At 68.9% G+C, this 16725-nt stretch carries 16 protein-coding genes and 1 pseudogene; 10 read left to right on the top strand and 7 right to left on the bottom strand.

All coding sequences use genetic code 11. The features are described 5' to 3' along the window. Positions 1-677: pseudogene (locus tag ACYVD1_RS25340) on the bottom strand (HNH endonuclease signature motif containing protein); the annotation flags it as partial. 1007 nt (positions 678-1684) lie between these two features. On the opposite strand from ACYVD1_RS25340, the gene ACYVD1_RS25335 reads away from it, so the two are divergent. The 9 genes from ACYVD1_RS25335 to ACYVD1_RS25295 all read left to right on the top strand — a co-directional run bounded on the left by ACYVD1_RS25335 (position 1685) and on the right by ACYVD1_RS25295 (position 7590). After that, positions 1685-2047, top strand: a complete 363-nt coding sequence (locus ACYVD1_RS25335) for a cyclin family protein (RefSeq protein WP_460777004.1) — start codon at positions 1685-1687, stop codon at positions 2045-2047. Then, positions 2040-2468, top strand: coding sequence for a hypothetical protein (locus tag ACYVD1_RS25330; RefSeq protein ID WP_460777003.1), 429 nt, complete (start codon positions 2040-2042; stop codon positions 2466-2468). Before ACYVD1_RS25335 ends, ACYVD1_RS25330 begins: the two co-directional genes overlap by 8 nt. Before the next feature lie 42 nt (positions 2469-2510). Continuing rightward, on the top strand, positions 2511-2906 hold the full coding sequence (locus ACYVD1_RS25325; protein ID WP_460777002.1) for a hypothetical protein: 396 nt from the start codon (positions 2511-2513) through the stop codon (positions 2904-2906). A 10-nt stretch (positions 2907-2916) separates the two neighbouring features. After that, entirely contained in the window at positions 2917-3771 is an 855-nt protein-coding gene (locus ACYVD1_RS25320) for a sulfurtransferase (RefSeq protein ID WP_460777001.1), read from the top strand. Between the two features lie 206 nt (positions 3772-3977). Continuing rightward, complete coding sequence (locus tag ACYVD1_RS25315; protein WP_460776999.1) at positions 3978-4577, top strand: DUF4178 domain-containing protein; 600 nt, start codon at positions 3978-3980, stop codon at positions 4575-4577. A gap of 7 nt (positions 4578-4584) precedes the next feature. Then, entirely contained in the window at positions 4585-5097 is a 513-nt protein-coding gene (locus ACYVD1_RS25310; RefSeq protein WP_460776998.1) for a DUF2617 family protein, read from the top strand. Between the two features lie 11 nt (positions 5098-5108). Then, entirely contained in the window at positions 5109-5432 is a 324-nt protein-coding gene (locus ACYVD1_RS25305; protein WP_460747696.1) for a hypothetical protein, read from the top strand. A gap of 75 nt (positions 5433-5507) precedes the next feature. After that, the gene (locus ACYVD1_RS25300; protein WP_460776997.1) at positions 5508-5936 is read left to right on the top strand and encodes a DUF350 domain-containing protein; all 429 of its coding nucleotides are present in this window, start codon (positions 5508-5510) and stop codon (positions 5934-5936) included. Positions 5937-6009: 73 nt separating this feature from the next. Continuing rightward, the gene (locus tag ACYVD1_RS25295; RefSeq protein WP_460776996.1) at positions 6010-7590 is read left to right on the top strand and encodes a polyamine aminopropyltransferase; all 1581 of its coding nucleotides are present in this window, start codon (positions 6010-6012) and stop codon (positions 7588-7590) included. Between the two features lie 305 nt (positions 7591-7895). Here the strand turns inward: ACYVD1_RS25295 and ACYVD1_RS25290 are convergent, their stop codons facing one another. From ACYVD1_RS25290 to ACYVD1_RS25265, 6 genes are all read right to left on the bottom strand, one after another. Next, the gene (locus ACYVD1_RS25290) at positions 7896-9335 is read right to left on the bottom strand and encodes an NAD(P)/FAD-dependent oxidoreductase (RefSeq protein ID WP_460776995.1); all 1440 of its coding nucleotides are present in this window, start codon (positions 9333-9335) and stop codon (positions 7896-7898) included. 67 nt (positions 9336-9402) lie between these two features. Next, a complete protein-coding gene (locus ACYVD1_RS25285; protein WP_460776994.1) occupies positions 9403-10257 on the bottom strand; it encodes an ABC transporter permease in 855 nt (284 codons plus the stop codon). Beyond that, positions 10257-11108, bottom strand: a complete 852-nt coding sequence (locus tag ACYVD1_RS25280) for an ABC transporter permease (protein ID WP_460776993.1) — start codon at positions 11106-11108, stop codon at positions 10257-10259. The genes ACYVD1_RS25285 and ACYVD1_RS25280 overlap by 1 nt, the downstream gene beginning before the upstream one ends. Positions 11109-11110: 2 nt before the next feature. Continuing rightward, positions 11111-12415 carry an ABC transporter substrate-binding protein gene (locus tag ACYVD1_RS25275; protein WP_460776992.1) on the bottom strand — a complete coding sequence of 435 codons (1305 nt, stop codon included), beginning with the start codon at positions 12413-12415 and terminating at the stop codon, positions 11111-11113. Positions 12416-12458: 43 nt separating this feature from the next. After that, entirely contained in the window at positions 12459-13637 is a 1179-nt protein-coding gene (locus ACYVD1_RS25270) for an ABC transporter ATP-binding protein (protein WP_460776991.1), read from the bottom strand. Positions 13638-13649: 12 nt separating this feature from the next. After that, positions 13650-15098, bottom strand: a complete 1449-nt coding sequence (locus tag ACYVD1_RS25265; protein WP_460776990.1) for an aminobutyraldehyde dehydrogenase — start codon at positions 15096-15098, stop codon at positions 13650-13652. Between the two features lie 251 nt (positions 15099-15349). Between ACYVD1_RS25265 and ACYVD1_RS25260 the strand changes: the two genes are divergently transcribed. Continuing rightward, entirely contained in the window at positions 15350-16720 is a 1371-nt protein-coding gene (locus ACYVD1_RS25260) for an aspartate aminotransferase family protein (RefSeq protein ID WP_460776989.1), read from the top strand. Positions 16721-16725 lie beyond the last annotated feature (5 nt).

Here is a 16725-nt window from a genome sequence, read left to right as displayed (position 1 = left end):
CCCGGACCCCAGGCCTCGAACAGGTGAGTGCCATCAAAGGTCCGCACCAAACGCGCACCACGGGCGTCGAAGGCGGCCTGGTACTGCTCCTCCACCACCGCCGGGTTGTACTGGGCCAGCAGCTCCCGGCCCAGCCGGGCGATGTCGGAGCTCGACATCGCCAGCTCCCTGGCCTTGGAAGCCAAGATCCCGGCCTCCACCATCCGCCGGAAGAGGCCAGCATCCGGGTAGCGGCCAGTGTTGCGCGCCCCCACCGCCTCATCGGCGGCCTTGCACACCGCCACCGCCTCCCCGATCGACAACAACCCAGAGTCCAAACCTTCCCGGGTGGCGGGAAGCTCCTGGGCGAACAACCGGCGGGCCAGCTCGGCGCGCCCGTTGGCCTCAACGGGGGCCATCCCCACCGAGTGGATCAGCCAGTTCCGCACCGACCTCTGCCCACCCGCCTCCAACAGGGTCCCGGCCGCCTCCAGCTGCGCCAGACGCAGCAGTATCGAAAGCTGGGCCTGTTCCATGTCCTCGAACACCTGCGAGATCACGTCCAGGACCTGGCCAGCTGCTCCGGTCGGGGGCACCTCCGCCATCTCCGAAGCGATCTTTCCCCGGGCGGTGCGCGTGGCGGAAACGGCGGGCGTATTGCCCGCCGCATTCCCGCACTGCCCGAAAGAAGAAGTCATACCACTAAGGATACCAAGAAAGACCCAAAAAGGACCTAACCCGGAGGTGATAACACCCTTACCAGGCCACCCCGACCCGCCTTTCCCATTCCCCGGAAAGAAGCCTTCCAGGAAAGGGAGTCACCCCCCTGACCGCATTCTTGGACAAAGCGGGCATATGCGCGCCCGAATGGTGGTGATCTTGCTCCTGTCGCCATTCTCGACGGCCGAGGGTGGAGACAGGAGCAAGATCATCGGGGTTTTCGCCGCGCACAGTGACCAGCCGCGACACCCGCAACCGGTGGGCTCCGGCGCAGTGGCCCGCCCGGCCGCCAGGCCCCGCCGTTCGGGGTTCGCTGCCCACAGTGACCAGCCGCGACACCCGACTCGTCAACGCTCCGGCGCAGGGGCAGGCATCGGCCGCCAGGCCGACAGAATCCGTTTTCGGGCGGAGCCCGAGTTTTTCCCGCTCGGACCTCAACCACCCTGCCCCCTTTCCCGATAGCCGCCAACCCGCCGTCGTAGCGGAGCGGGTCAAGGTGGAGCGCCGTTGACGCGCGAAGCGCTCGATGGCGACGACCTTGACGCGCGCAGCGGAGACGGCCACAATCACGCGGCGGGAAAGGAGGGAACTCCCAACCCAAGAAGGGAACCCAAGCCACAATAACAAGCGCCGCCTGATTTCATTGTCCGCCTTTCTCCGCCTCCGCACACAATGACTGGCTGTGACGCCAAAACCGGCCGTGACGCCACAAACCGCTCGGCTCCGGCGGAGCTGGGGTTCGCGATCGCCGCACGGGCTCGGGGCGCCGGCCGAGCCTGCGGTTGCCGTCTCGGCTGACGGGCAGCTGCCGTCTCCACTGCCAGACGTCGTACGGCGGCCAGTCCTACACCTGCCAGTCATACACCGACCAACGGAGCTACTACACTGCGTCGTATTGGGCGTCCTCCTGGATGTCGTTATTGGAATCGGTCCGCTGACATGGGCGGACACTCGCGGAGTAGCGCAGTACCGGAGCGGAGGCGGCATGGTCGACTGGCTGACCATGGCCATTCAGATGGTGTCGTTGGGGATGGCCGTGTGGTGCCTCATCTCCACGTTCCGCGACCAGCCCATGCTGATACCGCACCTGGTGGGCATGACCGTGCTGTGGCTGCTGGTGCTGGCGCAGGTCGCCGCGACGATTGTGGCGATGGGCGGGGGTGAACGGCCGGACGAGATGGTCATGTTCGTGTCGTACCTCGCGACCGTCGCACTGCTGCCGCCGGCGTGCGCTGCGTGGGGGTTCATGGAGCGCAGCAAGTGGGGCCCTGCGGTCATCGCGTTCGCGTGCCTGATTCTGCCGGTACTGCTGGTCCGCATCGAGCAGCTGTGGAGCCCCGTTGCCTGACACCACCGTTCCGGACCGCACACTGCGCACCGGCCCTGGGCGCCTGCTCGTCGCCGTGTACGCGGTGTTCGCCCTGGCGGCGACCGCCCGTGGGAGCTACCAGCTGGTGACCCGGTTCGACGAGGCGCCCTTGGCGTACGGGCTGTCCGTGCTCGCCGGGGTGATCTACCTGGTCGCCGCCGTCGGCCTGGCCCGGGCGGGGCGCACTTCGCGGATGGTGGCGCTGGTCTCGGTATCCGTGGAGATGGCCGGGGTGCTCGTGGTGGGCGCCCTGAGCGTCTTCCTGCCCGGGGTGTTCCCGGACGACACCGTGTGGTCGAACTTCGGCAGCGGTTACATGTTCATTCCGCTGCTGCTGCCTCCCCTCGGGCTCTGGTGGATTCTGCACGTCCACCGCAAGGACCGCGCACACCAACGATGACCCCACGACATAAGTCGGGACGTACCGGGCATTGACCTCCTTATGGAGGTACACACTCAACCGCTCGACCGCGCGTCCACCAGGCCCTCCGCGTTAGGGGGGCCTGTTCTCCTGGTCGCCGGACTCGGACTCACCCTCTGGGCTTGGGACGCCGCCGTGCCCGAACCCGCGCGGCTCCAGATCTTCCTCTGCCTGTGGCTCCTGGGAGTGGGCACTCTCGCCGCGCGGCTGCTGTTCGACGGACTGCCGCAGCTGGAACTGAGGGTGTCCAGGAGTGTGCTGACCTTCGCGATCGGCGCGGTGGGCGCCGCGGCGGTGGCCACGATGCCCTGGTCCGACCTGGGGTCGGTGTTCTGGTACCAGCTCTGGTTCTCGGTTCCGCTGGCCACGGGCCTGGGCCTGGCCGCCTTCCGCCCCTCGGGCGGGCGCCGTCACTAGGATGACGGCCATGTCCGATCAGACGCTGTCCCTCCCGGTCGCCGTTTCGGCCGACTGGCTCCGTGAGCACCGCGACGAGGTCGTCCTCGTCGACTCCCGCTGGTACCTCGACGGCCGATCCGGCCGCGAGGCCTACCTGAAAGGCCACATCCCCGGCGCCGTGCACGCCGACGTGGACGCGGACCTGGCCGCGCCGGCCAGCACCGAGGGCGGCCGCCACCCCCTCCCGGCCGCGGCCGACTTCGCCCGCACCCTCGGCCGACTCGGCATCGGCGACACCTCCTCCGTGGTCGTCTACGACGACGCGGGCGGCTCTGTGGCCGCGCGCCTGGTCTGGATGCTCCGCGCCCTCCGCACCCCCGCCGCGATCCTCGACGGCGGCCTCCAGACCTGGACCGACGACTTGGAAGGAGGCGAGGCCTCCGCCGCGCCCGTGCACCGGACCGCCCTCCCGTGGCCCGCGGACCGCCTGGTCGGCACCGAAGCCCTCCAGCAGGAGCTCTCCGACCCGAACCGCCTCCTCCTCGACGCCCGCGTCCACGGCCGCTTCACCGGCGAACAGCCCGCACCGGTCGACGCGCGCGCCGGCCACATCCCCGGGGCCCGCAGCGCCGAGTGGCCCGCCAACCTCGCCCCCGACGGCCTCCTCGCCGCTCCCGAGACCCTCCGCGAGCGCTTCGCCGCCCTCGGCGCGGAGTCCGCCACCACGGTCACCGCCTACTGCGGGTCCGGCGTGACCGCCTGCCACGACCTCCTCGCCCTAGAGCACGCGGGCTTCACCAACACGCGCCTCTACCCCGGTTCATGGAGCCGTTGGGGCGGCGACGAATCACTCCCGCTCGAGACCGGAGACCCGAAGTCCTGACCGGGCTTTGAGCCCCGAAGTGACCGCCTAGGCTGGGGTAAGTCCGATAGGTCCGGAAAACCCCCGGCCCTGGGTGCTGATGCCCGCCGCCGAACCTGCCGGAACAGGAACCAGAACGCCCGAGCGGGCGTCTCACCGAGCAGTAGGCTGCCCTGGCCCCGTTCCCGGGTACAAAACCGTGCTTCACCGCGAAACGAGGAACACTGGTGACCGAACTCCTCCTTCTGCTGATTCTCATCGTTGGGATCGTGATCGGAGTCCTCATCTACACGCAGCGCTCGCGCTCGCAGAAGCAGGACCCCCCTCCCCCGCCGCCCCAGGACCCCTTCGCGGGAGCCAACGCCACGGACACCGCCGGTGACCCGCTCGGGATCAAGGCCGGGGACATGATCGACTGGGGCACCGAGCGCACCTGGGTTCGCGGCACCCTGCGCCTGTCCGAGGGCGGCTACACCTGGTCCGAGCACTTCCTCGAGGTCGACGGCGGAAAGCGCTGGCTCTCGGTGGAGGCCGACCCGGACGTCGAGCTCGCCCTGTGGACCGGCCGCCCGGACCTGGAGATGGTCCCCCAAGGCAGGAGCATCGAGCTCGAGGGCGTCACCTACCGGCTCGAGGAGAAGGGCTCCGGCTCCTACCGGTCCGAGGGCACCACCGGCCTCAAGGCCGAAGGCGGTATGGACTACGCGGACTACGAGTCCGACAACGGCAAGCTGCTGGCCTTCGAGCGCTTCGACCACGGCAGCTGGGAAGTCGCCACCGGTGAGAAGGTCGCGGCCGGCACCTTCACGATCTTCCCCGGGAGCTGATGCCCACGTGCGCGCGAGCATCAGCGCCCCTTTCGTCGACACCAAGGCCGACGACCTGGTCTGGACCCTGAGCCACTCGTTGGTCGAACCCCTCGCCACCCGCACCGTCGAGGTGCCTGGCTTCAGGGTCGAACTCCGCGTTCTCGGCGCCTCGCACCAGGTCGTCCTCCGGTCCGCGTCGACGGACGGGGAACTGGTGGAAACAGTCGCCTGCCTGCCGGGGGTCCCCGGCGGGCTTCCCGGCCATGCCGAGCACCCCCTGCCTGGGGTGGGCGACTACCGCTTCGACTCGATCGTCGAGTCGTTGCCTCGCGCCGAACTGGCCCGCCGGGTGGACGCGATCCATCTTGAGACATCCGTCTCGACCGGCGGGCTGCTCGTCGCCTTCCCCGGTGATCCGCTCGCGATCACCGCGCTGCACCTGCTCTCCGGCAGCGAGGCGTCGTTGCGCTGGCGTACCTGGCACGCCTACCCGCAGAGCGACGAACTGGTGACGACGACCACCACCCTGACCCCCTAGAGGAGGCCGACATGGCCAAGACCCAGATCAGAGCAGCAACGGTCCCACGACACAAGCTCGCCGCCGTGGGCGGCGCCACCGCACTGCTCCTGCTGCTGTCGGCGTGCGCGGGCGGAAGCAACAGCGCCGACTGCGAGCCGAGCGACAGCTCCACCTCCGGTTCGGGCTCGACGAGCGCCAGCGGCCCCTCCGCGGAGCCCACGGACGACTGCGACGAGGGCCGCGGCGGCGGCGGTTTCTTCTTCTTCGGCGGCTTCGGCGGCGGGGGCAACAACTCCAACAGCGGCGGCAGCGGAAGCGACAGCCGTGGCGGCGGATCGGGTTTCGGCAAGTAGTCTGCCGAGTCGGGGGTGGGACGTATCCGCACGTCCCACCCCCGGCACCCCGATTTCCCCTAAACGGACAAGGCCATGAACGAGATCCTCGAGAGTTCCTACTACGCGCTCGGCTACGGCGTGGTCGGCACGGTCATCATGCTGCTCGGCTACCTGATCACCGACCTGCTCACCCCCGGGAAACTGCACAAGCTCATCTGGGAGGACCGCAACCGGAACGCGATCCTACTGGTCTCCGCGAACACCCTGGGCGCGGCGGTCGTGGTCGTCTCCGCCATCCTGGCGAGCTATTCCGAGCTGGGCCTTCTGTACGGTCTGATGTCCGCCACCATCTTCGGCCTGATCGGGCTGGTCGTCATGGCCCTGTCCTTCCTGCTGATCGACCTCATCACGCCCGGCAAGGTCACCCACATGATCAGCGGCGCCGAGTGGCACCCGGCGACGTGGGTCAACGCGACCGCGCACGTCTCCATCGCCTTGGTCGTGGCCGCCGCCATCTCCTAGGCGCCTGGCCGTCCGGACCTGAGCGGCCCAGCATCCCCGGACACCGCGTCCGCTTCCCCGAGAGAGCAGTACCTTGACCGAGACCACGGCCCGCGCGCGGCCCCGCTTCCCGGTACCGCCGCGCGCGGCCCGGTTCTTCGTGCTGCTGGCGGTGTTCATCTGCGCCGCCTGCGGCCTGGTGTACGAGCTGGCGCTCGTGGCGATCGGCAGCTACCTGCTCGGTGACACCATCACCCAGGCCTCCGTGGTCCTGTCGGTGATGGTGTTCGCCATGGGGGTCGGGTCCCTGCTCTCGAAGCGGTTCCAGTCCACCCCGGCACTGTCGTTCGCCGTGGTGGAGGGCCTGCTCTCGCTGATCGGCGGCCTTTCGGTCCTCCTGCTGTACGGGTCCTTCGCCTGGCTGTCCGCCTCCGCCTACCAGCCCACCCTGGTACTGCTGGCCTTCATCATCGGCACCCTGATCGGCATCGAGATCCCGCTGCTGATGACGCTGATCCAGCGCATCCGAAAGCAGGAGGCCTCCGAGGCGGTCGCGGACCTGTTCGCCGCCGACTACGTGGGCGGCCTGATCGGCGGCCTCGCGTTCCCGTTCCTGCTCCTGCCGCTTCTGGGGCTGCCCAAAGGCGCGCTGATGGTGGGCGTGCTGAACGCCGTCATCGGCGTGGCGGTGGTGCTGTGGCTGTTCCGCACGGACCTCACCAAGACGGCCTACCTGGGGCTGAGCGTCGGCCTGGCGTTCATCGTCGGTGTGCTGGGGCTGGCCTTCTACTACTCCGACCAGTTCGAGGTGGACGCCCGGCAGGCCATGTACCGGGACCCGATCGTGCACGCGGACCGCACCGAGTACCAGGAGATCGTGGTCACCCAGTCCCTGGACGGCCGGGACGTGCGCATGTTCCTCAACGGCGACCTGCAGTTCTCCACCTTGGACGAGTACCGGTACCACGAGGCGCTCATCCACCCGGCGATGGACGGCCCGCGCGAGGACGTCCTCGTGCTGGGCGGCGGCGACGGCCTGGCCCTGCGGGAGATCCTGCGCTACGACGACGTGGCTTCAGTGACGGTGGTCGACCTGGACCCGGCCGTGGTCGAACTGTCCGCCTCGGATCCGGTGATCAGCGAGCTCAACGACGACTCCTTCCAGGACCCGCGCGCGGAGGTGGTCAACACCGACGCGTTCCAGTGGTTGCGGGACACCCAAGAGGACTTCGACGTGATCATCGCGGACCTGCCCGACGGCACTGACGTGGGTACGTCGAAGCTGTACACGGTGGAGTTCTACGCGCTCCTGGCCCAGGCCTTGGAGGACCACGGGACGATGGTGGTACAGGCCGGGTCGCCGTTCTTCGCGCCGGACGCCTTCTGGGGCGTCCGCCACTCGCTCGAGGAGGCCGGGGTCGCGGTCACCCCGTACAACGTGGACGTCCCGACCTTCGGCAACTGGGGCTTCTACCTCGGAACCACGCGTGATGAGGCCCCGGACCTCGCCCTGCCCGACGACGCACCCGAGTTGCGCTTCCTGGACGACGCCCTGCTCGAGGCAGCCCTGGTCTTCCCGATCGACCGTCAGGAGGAGGACGTCCAGGCGTCCACGATGCTCCACCCGCGGATCATCGGCTACCACCAGGACCGCCAGGCCTGGCGGGGCTACTGACCTCCACGGAAACGGCGCCCGCACACGGAGTACGGGCGCCGTTCTCGTGAAGAGCACCGCGCGGCCTGGGATCTTGGGCCAGTGGGCGGCCACGCGGTGGGTTCGGCGAGGTGGGGCGGGCCCGCGGGAGGAGCGGTCACCTTACGGAACTCCCCCGCGGCCCGGTGCCCATCCTCGCCCCGGTACGGCCCGTGGGTGTGCACGCCACGCCGCCCGCATCACCCCACATGGCAACCCTTGACACAGACTTACCGATCCTTGCCGGAAACGGCCGGTTTCCCGTCGGGTGTGCCCGAGTGACTGGATCAGCTGTCGAAACCCATACCGACCGCGTCCAGGCCGCGCAGCCACAGGTTGCGGCGGCCCCCGTTCCGGTCGGCGGCGGCCGTGGCCCGCAGGGTGAGTTCGATGCCAAGGGAGCGGACCGGCTCAGGCGGGAACGGGAGCGGCTTCTCCCGGACCAGCCGCAGCCGCGTGCGCTCGGTGTCCAGCCCGTCCAGCCGGTCCAGCATGACCTGTGCGCCGAACCGGGTGGCGCCCACGCCCAGACCGGTGTACCCCGCCGCGTAGGCCAGCCGACCGTCGTAGGCCTGGCCGAAGAAGCCCGAGAACCGGCTGCAGGTATCGATGACCCCGCCCCAGGTGTGGCCGAAGCGGACTCCGCTCAGCTGCGGGAACGTCTCCAGGAAGTGCTCGGCGAGTTTCTGGAAGGTCTCCGGCCGCTGGTCGTACTCGGGCCGCACCTTGCCGCCGTAGTGGTGGACGATGTCGTAGCCGCCCCACAGGATCCGGTTGTCCGCGGTGAGCCGGTAGTAGTGGAAGAAGTTGGCCGAGTCGGAGACGCCCTGGCGTCCCTGCCAACCGATCGACGCCATCTGCTCGTCGGTGAGCGGCTCGGTCATGAGCGCGTAGTCGTACACCGGGGCCAGGTAGTGCTTGAGGCGGCGCAGCGGACCGGGGAACGCGCCCCCGCCCCAGGCCACCTTGGGAGCGTGCAGGGCCCCGGACCGGGTCCCCAAGCGCAGTCCGCCGGGCACGGCGTCGATCTCGCGCACGGGCGTGTTCTCGAAGAAGCGCACTCCCAGGCCCAGGCACGCCTCGCGCAGACCCCAGGCGAGCTTGGCGGGGTGCACCATGGCGACGCCGTCGGGCTCGTAGAAACCGCCCCTGTAGGTGGGCGAGTCGATGTTGCGCCGAACCTCGTCGGCGTCCCACACCTGTGCCGTGTGGCCCCTCTCCCGCATGGCGGACGCGGCCTCGTCGAACCACTCGGCCTGCCAGGGCTCGGTGGCCACCAGGATCCCCCCGGTGCGCTCGAACTCGCAGTCGATCCGGTACCGGCGCACGGCTTCCTCGATGCCGTCGAGGTTGGCCCGGCCCTGCCGTTCGATCTCCTCGATCTCCTCCGGCCAGCGTTCGGCACCGTTGTCGTAGCCGTGGGTGAGGCTGGCCGCGCAGAACCCGCCGTTGCGGCCCGAGGCCGCCCAGCCGGTGGTGCGGGCCTCCACCACGACGACGTCGCGGCCGGGGTCGCGCTCCTTGGCGATGAGCGCCGTCCACAGTCCGCTGTACCCCGCACCGACGACGACCAGGTCGGCGTGCACCTCTCCGACCAGGTGCGGCGCGGGTTCGGGGACGTCCTGCCCGGGAACGTCGGGGTCCAGCCAGAAGACCCTCGGGCGGGCACCGTCCAGGGCCCGCGCCGCTTCGACCCGCACGGCTTCGGCTCGCGTGCTGTCGGCCATCGGCTATCACTCGTCTCTGTCGCGTACTTCGGTACTTCGGCGGTGTCGGGAACCGGTTCCGACGGTGTCACCTACGGCGGTGGGTCATCACGATGTTGACCACCGCCATGACGAGTCCGATCCCGAACAACAGTGTGCCCATCACGTTGACCTGTGGCGGGATGCCGACCCGGGTGGATCCCCAGATCCACAGCGGGAAGGTGGTCACGTCGCCGCTCACGAACGTCGTGATGATGTAGTCGTCGATCGACAGGGCGAAGGCCAGCAGCCCTCCCGCCATGATGGCCGGGAACAGCATCGGCAGGGTGACCAGGCGGAACGTGGTGAAGGGGCTGGCGCCGAGGTCTCTGGCCGCCTCCTCCAGGGAGGGGTCCAGGGTGATGACGCGCGCCCGAACGGTGATCGCCACGAACGACACGCTGAACATCACGTGCGCGATCACGGTCGTCCAGTAGCCGGTGGTCACGTTCACCATCAGGAACATGGAGAGCAGGGCCGCGCCCAAGACCACTTCCGGGGCGCTGATAGCGGAGAACATCACCAGGTTGGTGAGCTGCTTGCCCCGGAACCGGAACCGGCCCAGGGCGAGCCCGAGCAGTGTCCCCAGGCCGCCCGCGATGAACATCGTCAGCAGCGCGATGGACACCGAGTTCAGCACCGCGCTGTTCAGGTCCGGGTAGGCGAAGGCGTTCTCGTACCAGCGCAGGGTGAAGCCCTGCCAGGTGATGTTGTGCCGCCCGGCCGGGTTGTTGAAGCTGAACGCGATCATGAACATGATCGGCAGGAACAGCCAGGCCAGCACGGCCCACGTGTACAGGCGGCCCCAGTCGACGCGGCGGCGCGGGCGCGCGCGTGCGGACCGGGCGGCCCCCTCGCGGCCGGAGGGGGCCTGGGGCGGTTCGGTGTCGAGTCGGGCGCTCATCAGGTGTGCACCTCCATGACCCGTTCCGTGCCCAGGGCCCGCGCGTAGCTGAAGATGCCGACGAGCAGCAGGCCCATGAGGACGAAGGTGATCGACGCCGCGATCGGGTAGTTGTTGTTGATCAGGTACTGGGACTGGATGACGTTGCCGACCATGGTGTTCTGTGCCCCGCCCAGGACCGACGCGTTGACGTAGTCGGCACTGGTGGGGATGAACGTCATCAGGACGCCGGCGAACAGGCCCGGCAGCGACACCGGCAGGATGACCTTGGTGAAGGCCTGCGTGCGGCTGGCGTACAGGTCGTGTGCGGCCTCGACCATCCTCGGGTCCATTCGTTCGAGTACCGCGTAGAGCGGCAGCACCATGAACGGCAGGAAGTTGTACGCCAGCCCGAGGATCACCGCCGGCGCGGAGTTGAGCAGGGCGAGGTTCTCCGGGACGAGCCCGACGGACTTGAGCGGGCCCAGGACCACGCCGTTGTCGGCGAGGAGGAACCGCCAGGAGATGGTCCGCAGCACGAACGACACGAAGAACGGCAGCAGGACCAGCAGCAGGTAGGTGGACTTGTAGGCTCCCCCGTGGAAGGCGATCCAGTAGGCCATCGGGTAGCCCACGGCGATGCACACGAGTGTGGCGCAGGCGCCGTAGAACAGGGAGCGGGCGATGTGCTCCCAGTAGTCCCCGAGGGCCGCGGCGTAGTTGCCCACCTCGAAGGTCTGCTGGAACCCGGTGACCACGTTGCCGGTGGTCAGCGACAGCGACAGCATTCCGCCGAGGGGCACCACGAAGAACAGGGCCAGCCAGGTCCACGCGGGAAGCACCAGGACGTAGGGCGTGAGCTTGCGGTTCATGGTCAGCTCTGCGTGACGGCCTGGAAGATGGTGGAGAAGGCGTCCTGCTCGTCGGTCTCCAACGTGACGAAGTTGTGCAGCCGGTCGAAGTCGGCCTCGTCGGGGAAGACCAGCTGGCTCTCGGCCATCTCCGCCAGGGCCTGGGCGCGCTCCCCGTCGTCCTCCTCGCCGGACCAGTCCTCCAGCACCTGCTGGACGTCCGGGACGGGCGGGATGTAGGCGATGTACTCGGTGAGCCCAGCGGCGACCTCCGGGTTGTAGAGGAAGTCCATCAGCTCGATCGCGTCGACCGGCGCCTGCGAGTTGAACGGGATCATCATGTTGTCCGTCCAGAGGGTGGCGCCCTCGTCGGGCATGACGAACCTGAGGTTGGTGCCCTCCTCGGCGTTCTGCTGGTAGATGTCCCCGGACCAGGCCATCGTGATCCACAGGTCGCCGTTGGTGAGGGGCTGGACGAAGTCCTGGTCGTAGTAGGCGCGCACCAGGCCCGCGTCGCGCTGCTCCGTCAGGCGCTGGGCCGCGGCCTCCCAGTCGGCCTCGTTGGAGTCAGCCGGGTTGACACCGGTGGCGAGCAGTCCGAAGTTGGCGATCTCCTGCGGGTCCGCGAACATCCCGACCCGGCCCTCGAACTCGGGGTCGAAGAGGTCCTCGATGCTGGTGATCTCCCGGTCGATGAACTCGGGGTTGTAGGCGATCCCGGTCATACCCGACTGGTAGGGCACCGTGTAGACGTTGCCCGGGTCGAAGTCGGTCTCCTTGTAGTACTGGCCCGCGTACTGCTCGAAGTTGGGCAGCCTGGCGTGGTCGAGCTCCACCAGGTAGCCGAGTTCGATCAGCCGGGACAGCTCGAAGCCGTTGGGCACGACGAACAGGTCGTATCCGGTGTCGTCGTCGTTGGCCAGACGCGGCTGGACCTGGCCGAAGAACGACGCCGCCTCCTGTACGTCCTCCTTGTAGTCGACCTCGATACCGGTCTCCTCGGTGAACTGCCGAAGCGGACCGTGGTCGGGGTCCATGTACAGGGGCCAGTTTCCGAAGCGCACCGAACCGGTCTGTTCCTTGTCCGCCCAGAAGTCCGCTTCGGCCTCCCGCTGTGTTCCGCCCACGCCGCAGGCGGAGAGCGCGAGCGCAGCCGCGGCGGCTCCGCCGACCTGAAGGGTGCGGCGGCGGGTGAGCCCGGCGGGTGCGGGAAGGCCCGCTGTCGGGCGCGGGGCGAGGCGGCCGGGACGCCTGGCCCCGGTGCGCCTGGCTTGGGCGAGTCCGCGCAGGAGTGCGGGGTTCGGGTGCGCGCGCGAGGTGTGGTTCATGTCGTCATCCCCCGGTTCTGGGCGGCGGGCGGTGGTCAGGGCATCAGGTGGGCAGTGCGTAGGAGTGGCGTGGCGACCAGGACAGCCAGACGGCCTCACCCCGGTGGGCGACCAGGGCCGAGTCCGCGGAGTTCTGCTGGTAGACGGTGATCTCCGCGCCGCCTTGGAGAGCCACTTGGTAGTGGGTGGCCGCACCCGTGTAGACGGTTTCGGTGACGGTGCCGGGCAGGACGCAGAGGCCGGTGCCGCTTCCTCTCCCCTCGGTTCCGGGCCGTTCGGTGCCGATCCGCACCTTCTCCGGGCGCACGGTCAGGTGGGCCTCGGAGCCCTCGGTGATCCCGCTGGGGAGATCGGCGACGAGGGCGGTCAAGCCGCTCCCGAGGTCCACACGGTGGTGGCCGGAGGGGTCGGTCCCGTGCACCACTGTTCCGGTGAGCAGGTTGCTGGTGCCGATGAAGTCCGCGACGAAACGGGTGGCGGGCCGTTCGTAGATCTCGGCGGGGGTACCGAGCTGCTCCACCAGCCCGTGGTTCATCACCGCGACCCGGTCCGACATGGTCAGGGCCTCGCCTTGGTCGTGGGTGACGTAGACGAAGGTGATGCCGACCTCGCGCTGGATGCGCTTCAGCTCGACCTGCATGGACTGGCGGAGTTTGAGGTCCAAGGCGCCCAGGGGCTCGTCGAGCAGGAGGGCTCCCGGCTGGTTGACCAGGGCGCGGGCCAGGGCGACCCGCTGCTGCTGGCCGCCGGAGAGCTGGGCGGGGCGGTGCTTGGCCCTGGGGCCCAGCTCGACGAGGTCGAGCATCGCGTCGACCCGGCGCCGGATGTCCTGCTTGGGGACCCGCTTGCGTTCCAGGCCGAAGGCGACGTTGGCCCCGACGCTCATGTGGGGGAAGAGCGCGTAGCTCTGGAACACCATGTTGACGTCGCGCTGGTTGGCCGGGACCCCGTTGACGTCCTTGCCGGACAGGCACACGGTGCCCTCGGTGGGCTCCTCGAACCCGGCGATCATCCGCATCGTGGTGGTCTTGCCGCATCCGGAAGGGCCCAGGAGTGAGAAGAACTCGCCTCGGGCGATCTCCAGGTCGACCCCGCGGACCGCGCGAACCGTCTCCGGCCCGGACCGGTAGGCCTTGACCACCCGCTCAAGGCTGATGGCCGACCCCTGTTCCGGCGGTGCCACTGGGGCCTCCTCGGTACTTCTGCTCGTGGTGGTGGCCATTGGGGACTCCGCTCAGGTGCCGAAGTAACTCATGACGTGCTTGACCCGCGTGTACTCCTCGAATGAGTACAGGGACAGGTCCTTGCCGTAGCCGGAGTGCTTGAAGCCGCCGTGGGGCATTTCGGCGGTGATGGGGATGTGGGTGTTGATCCACACGCAGCCGAAGTCCAGTCGGCGCGAGACGCGCAGCGCGCGGGCGTGGTCCTTGGTCCACACGCTGGAGGCGAGCCCGTACTCGACCGAGTTGGCCCAGGCCACGGCGGTCTCCTCGTCTGTGAAGCGCTGGACGGTGAGGACGGGCCCGAAGATCTCGTCGGTGACCAGCTCGTCGCCTTGGCGCAGACCGGAGACGACCGTCGGCGCGTAGAAGAAGCCTTCACCGCCCACGCGCGAGCCGCCGGCGAGGACCTGGGCGTGGTCGGGTGCGCGGTCGAGGAAACCGGAGACCCGGGCGAGCTGGTCGGCGTTGTTGACCGGGCCGTAGGCGGCGTCGGGGTTGTCCGGACCCGCGGTGACGGTGTTGCGTGCCTGCTCTGCCAGGGCGGCCGCGAGGTCGTCGTGGACGCCGGGTCCGGCGAGGATCCGGGTGGCGGCGGTGCAGTCCTGGCCGGCGTTGAAGTATCCGGCTTCGGCGATCCCCGCGGCGGCCTGTTCGATGTCGGCGTCGTCGAAGACCATGACGGGCGCCTTGCCTCCGAGTTCGAGGTGGAGGCGCTTGAGGTCGCGGGATCCGGCTTGGGCGACCTCGAACCCGGCGCGGGTGGACCCGGTGAGGGAGATCAGGGCGGGGATCGGGTGGTCCACGAGGGAGCGGCCGGTGTCCCGGTCGCCGCAGATCACGTTGAACACCCCCGGCGGGAGGAACTCGGCGGCGATCTCGGCGAGCAGCAGGGTGGAGACCGGGGTGGTGTCCGAGGGTTTGAGGACGATCGTGTTGCCGGCGGCGAGGGCGGGGCCGATCTTCCATGCCGCCATGGCCATGGGGTAGTTCCACGGGGTGATCTGGCCGACGGCACCGAGGGGCTCGCGGCGGATCCAGGAGGTGTGGTCGCGCATGTACTCCGCGGCGGCCCTGCCCTCCAGGTTGCGGGTGGCTCCGGCGAAGAACCGCAGGGCGTCGAGGACCTGGAAGATCTCCTCGGACTTGGTGAGTGCCGCCGGTTTGCCGCAGTTGCGGACCTCGGCGGCGACCAGTTCGTCCGCTCGGGCCTCCACGGCGTCGGCGAACCGGTTGAGGGCGATCTGCCGTTCCGCCGGGGTCCAGTCCCGCCAGCCGCCGTCGAAGGCGCGTCGTGCCGCCCGGAAGGCGGCATCGACGTCTTCGGGCCCGGAGATCGGAGCGGTGGCGAAGACCCGCCCCGTAGCCGGGTCGACCAGTTCGCTCCGACGGCCGTCCGCGGCTTCCACGTGCTGGCCGTCGACGAAGTTGCGGAGGTGATCGGTTGCGGGCACCTGGGTCACTACTGGCTCCCCTGCGATCGGGCGCGCCACAGCGCGCGGTGGCTCTGTGATCTGCAACACTGTCACCCCAGGTGCGGGAGTTCAAGGGACTTCAAGGGATTCCGTTGTTAAGTTTGAATTGCCCGACGGATACTTGACACACAAACCATGGATGCGACTATTTCTATTGAGAGGAGTGTGCGAGGCCGATGAGGGCCGAACCGGTCGTCACACTTGCCCCAGCACCACCCGGAGACCTCGGAGGCATACAAGTGGAACCGCGTCTGAAGAACCTGCAGCAGGCCGCCAAGGACCACCTGTGGATGCACTTCACGGAGATGGCCGCCTATCACGACGCCGACGTCCCGGTGATCACCAGGGGTGAGGGCGCCTACGTCTACGACGAGCACGGGAACCGCTACTTGGACGGCCTGGCCGGCCTCTTCGTCTCCCAGGTGGGGCACGGGCGCGCGGAGATCGCCGACGCGATCGCCGAACAGGCCCGCGAGCTCGCCTACTTCCCGATCTGGACCTACGCGCACCCCCGGGCGATCGAGCTGGCCGACCGCCTCGCCGACCTGGCCCCCGGCGACCTGAACCGGGTGTTCTTCACCGGCAGCGGCTCCGAGGCGGTGGAATCGGCCTGGAAGCTGGCCCGCCAGTACTTCAAGGCGATCGGGCAGCCCGAACGGCACAAGGTGATCAGCCGCAACATCGCCTACCACGGCACCACCATGGGCGCCCTCTCGATCACCGGCGTGCAGTCGATCAAGAGCCCCTTCGAGCCCCTGGTCCCGAGCACCGTCCAGGTTCCCAACACCAACTTCTACCGAGCGCCGCAGCACACCGACGACCTGGAGGCCTTCGGCCGCTGGGCCGCGGACCAGGTCGAGGAGGCGATCCTCCAGAACGGCCCGGAGACCGTCGCCGCCGTCTACGTCGAACCGGTCCAGAACTCCGGCGGCTGCTTCCCGCCCCCGCCCGGCTACCTCCAGCGCGTGCGCGAGATCTGCGACCGCCACGGCGTCCTGATGGTGTCCGACGAGGTGATCTGCGCGTTCGGCCGCCTCGGTGAGTACTTCGGTGCGACCAAGTACGGCTACGTACCGGACATGATCACTTTCGCCAAGGGCGCGACCAGCGGTTACGTCCCCCTTGGCGGAATGATCGCCCGCGACCGGCTCATGGAGCCGTTCCAGGAGGAGGGGGCGGCCTTCCTGCACGGCATCACCTTCGCCGGGCACCCGGTGGCGGCCGCCGCCGCGCTCGCCAACCTCGACCTGTTCGAGAGCGAGGGCATCCTCGACAACGTCCGCGAGAACGGTCCGGTGCTGCGCGCCACCCTGGAGAAGCTGCTCGACCTGCCCATCGTCGGCGACGTCCGAGGCGACGGCTTCTTCTACGGCATCGAACTGGTCCGGGACAAGGAGACCAAGGAGTCCTTCACCCCGGAGGAGTCGAAGACCCTCCTCAAGGGCTTCATCTCCTCCGCCCTGTTCGAGGCCGGCCTGGTCTGCCGGGCCGACGACCGGGGCGAGCCGGTGATCCAGCTGTCACCGCCCCTGACCTGCGGACCCGAGCAGTTCGACGAGATCGAGAGCATCCTGCGCAAGGTGCTCACCGAAGCCGGAAACCGTCTGTAGGACCG

This window comes from Nocardiopsis nanhaiensis, from assembly GCF_054778635.1.
This window is presented reverse-complemented; position numbering and strand designations above follow the sequence as displayed.

Excerpts from the sequence above, each read along its gene's own strand:
- ACYVD1_RS25335 (WP_460777004.1), top strand. The coding sequence starts at position 1,685 with ATGGTCGACTGGCTGACCATGGCCATTCAGATGGTGTCGTTGGGGATG.
- ACYVD1_RS25325 (WP_460777002.1), top strand. The coding sequence starts at position 2,511 with ATGGAGGTACACACTCAACCGCTCGACCGCGCGTCCACCAGGCCCTCC.
- ACYVD1_RS25320 (WP_460777001.1), top strand. The coding sequence starts at position 2,917 with ATGTCCGATCAGACGCTGTCCCTCCCGGTCGCCGTTTCGGCCGACTGG.
- ACYVD1_RS25305 (WP_460747696.1), top strand. The coding sequence starts at position 5,109 with ATGGCCAAGACCCAGATCAGAGCAGCAACGGTCCCACGACACAAGCTC.
- ACYVD1_RS25300 (WP_460776997.1), top strand. The coding sequence starts at position 5,508 with ATGAACGAGATCCTCGAGAGTTCCTACTACGCGCTCGGCTACGGCGTG.
- ACYVD1_RS25290 (WP_460776995.1), bottom strand. The coding sequence starts at position 9,335 with ATGGCCGACAGCACGCGAGCCGAAGCCGTGCGGGTCGAAGCGGCGCGG.
- ACYVD1_RS25285 (WP_460776994.1), bottom strand. The coding sequence starts at position 10,257 with ATGAGCGCCCGACTCGACACCGAACCGCCCCAGGCCCCCTCCGGCCGC.
- ACYVD1_RS25280 (WP_460776993.1), bottom strand. The coding sequence starts at position 11,108 with ATGAACCGCAAGCTCACGCCCTACGTCCTGGTGCTTCCCGCGTGGACC.
- ACYVD1_RS25275 (WP_460776992.1), bottom strand. The coding sequence starts at position 12,415 with ATGAACCACACCTCGCGCGCGCACCCGAACCCCGCACTCCTGCGCGGA.
- ACYVD1_RS25270 (WP_460776991.1), bottom strand. The coding sequence starts at position 13,637 with ATGGCCACCACCACGAGCAGAAGTACCGAGGAGGCCCCAGTGGCACCG.